The following is a 7,492-nucleotide window of genomic DNA, read 5'->3' as shown; positions in this document are numbered from 1 at the left end:
ATACACATCCCTTGATATAATAAAATTATTTTATTTACGCAATAACCACATTGGATGTATAAAACCTGAATTAGAAGATTTAGCTAGAGGTTTCTGTGAAGATGGAATGATTTTAGGTGAATGGATTTCTGAATCTGCTGCATTAATCAAAACCTTCTTATCTCGCAATGAACTAAAAGTAAATCAATATACAGAGTATTACGATATGTTTCATAATTGGATTATCCAAGATATGTTCTTAGCTCACAAAGGATATTCTCTCTCATCTATGGAAGAATTTGATAATTTACCAGATTCCTACTTCTCGCCTAAAGAATGGGAAAAATTTCTTAAACTAAGAGGTAATGAAATGTGGATAAATATAGCCATTGAATGTAGCGAATTTAGAATTGAACATAAAGAAGAATATGAAAAATGTTCTAATATGCTTCAAGCGATTATGGACAATCGTTCTTTAGAATAAAAAGTAACATTATGATTACCCCAGAAGAATTAATACAAGACTTAATAGATTTTTATGGTTATGAAGTGGACTTGTCGTATGCGATTAACTACATAGACATGGTAGGTCAATATGCCTCAGTTAATGGTTTTCATCTTTGGTTGCAAGATTTGTTAATATGAATGATACAAGTCCTTCAACGTTTTCGAGGATAAAACCAGCAGGTTTCTTTTTCTTTAAAATTCTTTCAACATCAAAAAACAAAGTACCACGTGTTTCTGTAAAGCCCAATCTTTTTCCGGCGGCGGAAAAAGATTGGCATGGAAAACCTGCACAACAAATGTCAAAATCTGGAATTTCTTTTTCATTAACTTGTGTAATATCTCCGTTTATTAACTCGTTAGGATGATTTTGTTTTAAAACCTTTATGGCATGTTTCTTGATTTCAGAAGTAAATACACACTCTGTTTTATAACCAGCTTCGTGTGCGGCTAATTCTAAGCCACATCGAATGCCACCAATTCCAGCAAAGAGGTCTATAAATTTAATAGTTCCTTTCATTATAATTCGGTGTTTACTTTTATTTTCCCTATTGTTTTTTGTTCGTCACGTACCCGGCACAGTTCCCGGTGTGCCTTTTCCTTGTATTCTAGCAAAGCGGAGTTTTCGGAGCGCAGCCGGGCAATCTCCCGTTCTTGTTCTTCGCTTTTGGCTTCTGCCTTTGCTTTTTCTTCGGCAGCATGGGCGATCAGTTCCGGCGCAGGGAGTTGCTTGGCGGTCTGTTCCCGGACAGTTTGGAGAAGCAGGCGCACCGCTTCCGTTTCCTCGTTGTGTTGTTCCATGATCTTTGCGGATTGTTCCAGCCGCCCGGCAACCTTTTCTAATGGGGAGAGGTCAAATGCTTCACCCCGGAGGTCGAACCCGGTTCTTTGGAAATAATCAACGGACAACTCAACAAATTCTTTGCGGGTTATACCCGTACCCTTTAAATATTCATCTAATTTTTGGGCGTACTCTTGGCTTATCGCTATGGTGGTAAGCGGTGTTTTCCTCTTTTGCTTGCTTTCTTGTCCTTTTTCCATTGTTGTAAAATGCTATATTCTGTTGCAAAGGTAGTTATAAGTTTTGTTATTGCAGCTTATCGCAAATGTTATTGCAATTTATTGCGGTCATAGCAAAATAAATCACTCTGTTATTAGCTGGAAGTCATGGTAAACGCCCCCTTTTCTTCCGCAGGCTTCCGGACATGGTTCAGTGAATATCACTGTTACGAATATTGCCCCGGCGAACTTCTCTATCTCTGTAACCATTGCCCGTAAATCCCTGCCATAGCCGTTAATTTCGGCTGGTACGATAACTTTATCACCTGTTTTCATACTTGTATTTTTTTATTCTATTCCAAAATCTTCCATTAAGCAAACCCGGATGATAGCCCCTATCTGTTTGGCTGGCTTGTCTATATATTGCTCAAACTTCTTTTGTATCTTTTGCGCCACCTGTACGGCTATTTCCGGGTGTAACTGTACGGCGTTCACTACACGCTTAACATATCCTTTGTCACTTTTGGAGAACCTCGAAATAGTGGTTGTTATGTAGATGATCGCCTGTTTGGCGCTTTCGTATTCCAATAGCTTTTGTTGTTCGGTTTGCCTTGTGTAAACGTAAAATTTGTATTCGGTCACTTCCTTGCCTTTGTAGCTCTTTGGTTCGAACTCGAAATATAAATCGCATTGTCCGGCATTGTACAACTCCCGGAGTTCCTTTTGCGGATCGTCAAGTACACGCCTTTTGAAATCGCATCCCCGTTTGTATTTCTTTTCCAACATGAACATTTCCCGGAGCTTTTCGACTGTGTAGAAGAAGAACCCGGCGTTTCGGTATTGGCAGCACAGTTCGTAAAACCTTTGCGAGAATGTGCTTTTGAGTGCGATTGCTACCGTCATGGAGTAACTCGTGAAGTTTTGGGCGAGTTCCACGTAATAGGGTAGTACCTCTTTGGAAACTTGCACCTCAAAATACGATTTATTTTTGATATGCTTGACGTAATTGACAAAACCGATACTTAGCCACATCTTTTCGTTGTTAATTTCTATATCGCGATTTCTAAGCCGTTTTAGCGCATCGTAGATGTTTTGCATCTTGGTATTGTCACCGCATTTTTTTAGTTCTTCCTCGTGTATGGTGATAATCAGATCATCGAATAAGTCCCGTCTGCCGTTCTCGTTCTCGATGTATTGCGCCCGGATATTTCGTATAATGGAGTATAGGGCACGTTTTTCGATAAGGTCGAACTTGTAGCGTGCGGTAGTCAGCGCATTGTCTTGCGACAGGACTATATCCCTCTGTTTCTTGTCTTTCTTCTCCATGACTTTAATGCTTTTCGCAAAGGAAATATTTATCTACGACAAAAACAAATATTTGGCGTAGAATATTTGTCGTAGATAGCCGTTTTTTTCGGAAATTTGTCGTAGATGCTCGGAAATTTGTCGTAGATGCTCGGAAATTTGTCGTAGATGACCTTTGTAAGATATTATAGCACAATGTGTTATGCTATGCCATAAAAGTAACTAAAAAGAAACTAAAAATTACCGTAAAGCAATGGAGTGTTTCTTTTTTGGTTTATAGAGATCACTTCGCTCCACTTTTCAGCGTGTTTTTTGATACGACGAATTTCCGGAGAATGGGAGAGAGTGGAAACAGGTAAAGCCAAGTGCAACGGATTAGGAAGATTTTCTGGCGTGTTAAATTTTGTATAAATGTGACTTTAAATGTATAAAACGAGAAGTTTCCGGGAGCGAAAACGCATCCCGGATTTAATGTAATTTTTTGTTGTATAGTTAGTTACCATAACGCAACTTTACCCATGCTTCCGATTTCAAGTTTAGCACTTATCCCCATAGCCTTAAAAACTCTTGCAATGGTGGAAAAGGTTAAATTCTTACCGTTTTCAATTCGGGAGATTTGAGCTCGTTGCACTCCTATCAGATTACCTAATTCCTCTTGGGTTAAGTTCTTTGATTGGCGAGCCTGTTTAATGGCTTCACCTATCAAAAAAGAGTTAAGTTCTTCTTCGTAGGCATCACGTTTGGGAGTACCTTTTTCTCCGATGTATTTATCCTCGATTTCTTCGAGTGTATAAAATTTCTTTGCTTCCATACGCTTTATCTTTTTGAATTAAAATAATCTTTTCTAATCTCTTCGGCTTTGGCTATTTCTTTGGGAGGTGTCTTTTGGGTTTTCTTGATAAACCCATGTGTTGCGATTACCAGAGTGTTTATCTTATCGTCCTTATCCCAAAAAGCAAGAAGCCTGTACTTGGTTTTGTTATAGAACGTTCTGAATTCCCAAATATCCGTATCATCCAATTTCTTGAATAAATCTGGATCAAGTACAAAGGTGGATTTACGAATATTGCTAATGATCTTCTCACGTACCTTGTTGGGCAATCCGTCTAAAAACTCTTGGGCTTCGTTGGATAATTTGACCTTGAATCTTGATTTTGCTTCCATATAAAGTTTTTTAGTGTTGCAAAGATAATATTTTGTTTCATTATATGGAAACAAAATATATTTATTTTATGCAGCCTGTTGTGCCGTTTTAATGTGTTTTTTTGTTTGTGGAATAGGTTCTTTCTTAGTGCCTCGCTCCGACTTCTCCCCGTCCCCCTTGTACGAGCTTTCGCCGTACCGCAGGGGAGGGTGTTCGTCGATTGCTCGGCAGTCGAAAGAACAGCAAGAGGAAACCGGGTTTTACCCTGTTTTTCCTCTTGCCCTACGGGGTTACGGCTGAATATCAGCTATTTAAGTTTTTTAACCGCAATTAGTTTGAAATTGTAGTTAAAATCATACCTTTGTAAATCAGAGATTTAATAATATAATCAGCAATTAAAACCGCAATTGTATGGATAAGGAAACCACCACTTCTGTCACCATTGACCGAAAAACGTTTGCCCGGCTTGACAGGCTGGCAAAGTCCAATAATGTATCAAAGAAAGACTTCCTTTCCTGTGCGCTGGAGTACTTCGAGAAGTACGGAATCAACCCGGTTGAGCATGAGAGCCCGGCAAAGGAAATGCAGAAACTTATCAAACGCTGTGATCAGGTGATAGCGTTCATCAGAAAGCAGGAGCAGGATTTCTTGCGTCCGGCTTGTGAAGCCATGGGCAGTACAAGCATGAGAGTGACCATGAGCATGGACTCGATACTTACGGAAAAAAAGTTCAGCCAATACCAAAAGGACAATGACCTATTCATGCATGATCTTGCAAGCCTTGCCGGGATAAGGGAGCAGGCTTTGGACCGGGCGGAAAAGGCAGTCGGTCAGTCGAGGGATATGCTTCTGAAGAACCAACAAGCCATTTATGCAAGGCTGGACGCTGTGACGCAAAGGCAGGAGAAGATCTTCTCCTATATCGCAAGCTACATCGATGCGAAAGGAAAAGCCGGGCTTTTCGATGATATAAAAGCCTTGTACAAGGACGAGAAGAACAAAAGGGAAAAGATATGAACGTGAAGATACAGGGAGGCGGTAACGGCACATACGCCAATACAGGCAGTTGTGTTGCGGTGACGAACTATCTCCAGCATGAGGATTTGGAGAGGATGAAGAAAGGGGAGGAAGTGCAGCCGTTCTTCAATCAGTTCCGGGACTACGTGAGCGCAAGGGAGGTCACATTCAAGATAGACAACAACAAGGCTAAGTTAAGCCAGACTGACGCAAAGTTCTATGTTATTACCGTCAGCCCTTCAGAGAAAGAGCTGCGCTGCATGGGCAGGACTCCGCAGGAGCGTGCGGAAGCCTTGCAGTGGTACATCCGGCAGGACGTGATGAGAAACTATGCGGAGGGCTTCGGAAAAGGCTTGAGAAGCGATGATGTGGAATATTACGCAAAGATCCATTTCAATCGGGACGGTGACAGTGACAGCGATATGCACGCACATATCATCGTCAGTCGGAAAGACCGGAGCAACACCAAAAAGTTAAGCCCTAAAACGAACCACACCGGAAAGAAGAACTGCGGCAACGTGAAGGGAGGTTTTGACCGGACGGATTTTTTCCGGAAGTGTGAAAGCTCTTTTGATCGGCGCATGGGGTTTGACCGGGAGCCGGAGGAAAGCTTCGACTATCTTAATGCCGTCAAGAACGGAAGCCCGGCGGAAATAGCCCGGCAGGTGGAACGTGCGGAACGCATCAGAAAGGAGAAATGGGACAATCTCAAAGCGGAGCTTCAATCCCGGCAGGAACCGGAGAAGTCGAAAATTCAGCAGGTGGAAAAAACGCCGGACATCGAGCAGCCTATTCCCAAAAAGAAGCAGCAGGAGGAAGATCTGGAACTCCTGAAGAAGCCAAAAAGGAGCAGAGGTTTCGGAATGGGCATGTGATTTTTCTATTTTCCGGCACCGTTTATCTCGCTTACCGCAACATACGTAAGAAATGGACCATGCCCATAGCCAACTGGGCGACCATCGCACAACAATTAGCGGAATCCAAAATTTGCTAATACTTTATTTATTTCTATCTTTATAGCCATTAATAAAACAATAAAATTTTATTCATGGAAAAGCAAACAGCAGTTAGAGAAACTTTATTAAAAGAATTTGCCAATTGCAGTGATAAACTTTTCATAGATTGAATAATTCGTACAGATAGCTTTACTGGAGAAATAGGAGAATTTATTGCCTCCAAGTATTTTAAACTAAGTTTAGCTGGTAAATCCACAAAAGCATACGATGGAGTATGTCCTAAAGGCTATAAATATCAAATTAAATCTAAAGTTATATCTAACAATAATCTTACTCATCATATTTCTAATCTAAAATATCAAGATTTTGACTATCTCGTAGTTGTATATTTTGATATATATTACAATCCTATATCCATATTAAAAATCCCTTCTAATAAAATTAATACGGAAGAATACATTATTGGCGCTTCTTCTGTGCATTCATTTTCTCAGAATATAGCTCGATTAAAATTACTTCAAAAAGAACAAGTCGCTATCAGAAATTTTGCTCAAAGTTACTTGAATTTACAAAAAGAAGGGATTATTAGAAGCCGTAAAGTAGTAGGGGATATTGGAGAATATTATGCTTGTAAACGCTTGAACCTAAAATTATCTAGCAATAAGAATGAGAAGGGACTGGATGCAATAGGTCAAGGAGGATTAACTTTTGAAATCAAAACAAGGCGAGTATATGATAGTGAAAGACGGACTTCTGAAACAAGAAGAATAAACAATCTAATAGGCAAAAATGCAGATTATTTAATTGTGGTAACTTTAAATCATGCCTTTGAATGTTCTGGAATGTGGATAATGCCAATGAAAAATATAATTAATCCTAAATCAGCCAATCTTAAGATTGTTAATACAACAAAAGGAGTAAAGAATTTAGTACCAAGCCAAATTAGTTGGTTAAACACTGGCGAGAAGTTTGTATCATTTAATTGCATGGATAAACAAAATAACTCTCAAGTGGAAGTCACAAATTCTGATATTAAGGGAAACAGCAATAAAATGCGTATTATTCTAATTATAATCATTATCTTCGCTATAATATGTTTGGTTGTGTGATTATTAATCTCAATTCTAAATATTTGTTAATATGATTTTACCAACAATGACATTGACCGAATTGGCAAAGGAAATTCAGTCTGATTACAAGGAAGTCCATGCACGCTGGACTAAATTTAATCCCAAATTCAATAAAATGAGATTGAAGCAAACATATTATCCATGGATATGGAATACAGAGATTATTACAAAGAAAAATAATAAATGGTTCTTCTGCTTTTATGCACAATCTAAAAAGGATGCTAACGTTGTAATTCCTCATGCCTACATTACTTTTAGGTATGGAGGAACTACATGGGCAGCTTATCCGCTTAAAGGGACAAATGTGTTACTGATTTTTTCTTCCCATTTCTTTGAACGTTACATTGAACGTTTCTTGGAACTAAATAAGGATGAGAAGCAATACACATCCCTTGATATAATAAAATTATTTTATTTACGCAATAACCACATTGGATGTATAAAACCTGAATTAGAAG

At 39.2% G+C, this 7,492-nt stretch carries 9 protein-coding genes and 4 pseudogenes; 7 read left to right on the top strand and 6 right to left on the bottom strand.

The window, feature by feature from the left end:
• A pseudogene (locus ABUA47_RS21555) lies at nucleotides 1-463 on the top strand (hypothetical protein); the annotation flags it as partial.
• Nucleotides 464-583: 120 nt separating this feature from the next.
• Here ABUA47_RS21555 and dcm read toward each other — a convergent pair.
• The 4 genes from dcm to ABUA47_RS21535 all read right to left on the bottom strand — a co-directional run bounded on the left by dcm (nucleotide 584) and on the right by ABUA47_RS21535 (nucleotide 2,808).
• Nucleotides 584-1,003, bottom strand: a complete 420-nt coding sequence (dcm, locus tag ABUA47_RS21550; protein ID WP_234248064.1) for a DNA (cytosine-5-)-methyltransferase — start codon at nucleotides 1,001-1,003, stop codon at nucleotides 584-586.
• Nucleotides 1,003-1,524: a BfmA/BtgA family mobilization protein gene (locus ABUA47_RS21545; protein ID WP_008782582.1), complete on the bottom strand. Its 522-nt coding sequence runs from the start codon at nucleotides 1,522-1,524 to the stop codon at nucleotides 1,003-1,005. The genes dcm and ABUA47_RS21545 overlap by 1 nt, the downstream gene beginning before the upstream one ends.
• A gap of 102 nt (nucleotides 1,525-1,626) precedes the next feature.
• Nucleotides 1,627-1,818: a hypothetical protein gene (locus tag ABUA47_RS21540; RefSeq protein ID WP_008782581.1), complete on the bottom strand. Its 192-nt coding sequence runs from the start codon at nucleotides 1,816-1,818 to the stop codon at nucleotides 1,627-1,629.
• Between the two features lie 12 nt (nucleotides 1,819-1,830).
• Entirely contained in the window at nucleotides 1,831-2,808 is a 978-nt protein-coding gene (locus ABUA47_RS21535; protein WP_008669318.1) for a replication initiation protein, read from the bottom strand.
• Nucleotides 2,809-2,899: 91 nt separating this feature from the next.
• Between ABUA47_RS21535 and ABUA47_RS21530 the strand changes: the two are divergent.
• Nucleotides 2,900-2,959 (top strand): annotated as a pseudogene (locus tag ABUA47_RS21530) (four-helix bundle copper-binding protein); the annotation flags it as partial.
• A gap of 324 nt (nucleotides 2,960-3,283) precedes the next feature.
• Here the strand turns inward: ABUA47_RS21530 and ABUA47_RS21525 are convergent.
• Together ABUA47_RS21525 and ABUA47_RS21520 are read right to left on the bottom strand one after the other, a co-directional pair.
• Entirely contained in the window at nucleotides 3,284-3,598 is a 315-nt protein-coding gene (locus ABUA47_RS21525; protein WP_007851388.1) for a helix-turn-helix domain-containing protein, read from the bottom strand.
• A gap of 5 nt (nucleotides 3,599-3,603) precedes the next feature.
• A complete protein-coding gene (locus ABUA47_RS21520; RefSeq protein WP_008669299.1) occupies nucleotides 3,604-3,951 on the bottom strand; it encodes a type II toxin-antitoxin system RelE/ParE family toxin in 348 nt (115 codons plus the stop codon).
• Nucleotides 3,952-4,342: 391 nt separating this feature from the next.
• On the opposite strand from ABUA47_RS21520, the gene btgA reads away from it, so the two are divergent.
• The 5 genes and pseudogenes from btgA to ABUA47_RS21500 form a co-directional block, all read left to right on the top strand.
• Nucleotides 4,343-4,948 carry a mobilization protein BtgA gene (btgA, locus tag ABUA47_RS21515; RefSeq protein WP_195639026.1) on the top strand — a complete coding sequence of 202 codons (606 nt, stop codon included), beginning with the start codon at nucleotides 4,343-4,345 and terminating at the stop codon, nucleotides 4,946-4,948.
• Complete coding sequence (gene btgB / locus ABUA47_RS21510; protein WP_234243890.1) at nucleotides 4,945-5,823, top strand: mobilization protein BtgB; 879 nt, start codon at nucleotides 4,945-4,947, stop codon at nucleotides 5,821-5,823. The genes btgA and btgB overlap by 4 nt, the downstream gene beginning before the upstream one ends.
• 251 nt (nucleotides 5,824-6,074) lie before the next feature.
• Nucleotides 6,075-6,287, top strand: a pseudogene (locus ABUA47_RS25000) (DUF6998 domain-containing protein); the annotation flags it as partial.
• 177 nt (nucleotides 6,288-6,464) lie between these two features.
• Nucleotides 6,465-7,013, top strand: coding sequence for a DUF6998 domain-containing protein (locus ABUA47_RS21505; RefSeq protein WP_349832028.1), 549 nt, complete (start codon nucleotides 6,465-6,467; stop codon nucleotides 7,011-7,013).
• 31 nt (nucleotides 7,014-7,044) lie between these two features.
• Nucleotides 7,045-7,492, top strand: a pseudogene (locus ABUA47_RS21500) (hypothetical protein); the annotation flags it as partial.

Origin of the sequence: Bacteroides sp. RTP31139st1_H2_RTP31139_211217 (assembly GCF_040227615.1) — a bacterium.
GTDB classification, from domain to species: Bacteria; Bacteroidota; Bacteroidia; order Bacteroidales; family Bacteroidaceae; genus Bacteroides; species Bacteroides uniformis.
Note: the sequence above shows the minus strand (reverse complement) of the source record. Positions and strands in the feature narration are given on the sequence as shown.

Excerpts from the sequence above, each read along its gene's own strand:
- dcm (WP_234248064.1), bottom strand. The coding sequence starts at position 1,003 with ATGAAAGGAACTATTAAATTTATAGACCTCTTTGCTGGAATTGGTGGC.
- ABUA47_RS21545 (WP_008782582.1), bottom strand. The coding sequence starts at position 1,524 with ATGGAAAAAGGACAAGAAAGCAAGCAAAAGAGGAAAACACCGCTTACC.
- ABUA47_RS21540 (WP_008782581.1), bottom strand. The coding sequence starts at position 1,818 with ATGAAAACAGGTGATAAAGTTATCGTACCAGCCGAAATTAACGGCTAT.
- ABUA47_RS21535 (WP_008669318.1), bottom strand. The coding sequence starts at position 2,808 with ATGGAGAAGAAAGACAAGAAACAGAGGGATATAGTCCTGTCGCAAGAC.
- ABUA47_RS21525 (WP_007851388.1), bottom strand. The coding sequence starts at position 3,598 with ATGGAAGCAAAGAAATTTTATACACTCGAAGAAATCGAGGATAAATAC.
- ABUA47_RS21520 (WP_008669299.1), bottom strand. The coding sequence starts at position 3,951 with ATGGAAGCAAAATCAAGATTCAAGGTCAAATTATCCAACGAAGCCCAA.
- btgA (WP_195639026.1), top strand. The coding sequence starts at position 4,343 with ATGGATAAGGAAACCACCACTTCTGTCACCATTGACCGAAAAACGTTT.
- btgB (WP_234243890.1), top strand. The coding sequence starts at position 4,945 with ATGAACGTGAAGATACAGGGAGGCGGTAACGGCACATACGCCAATACA.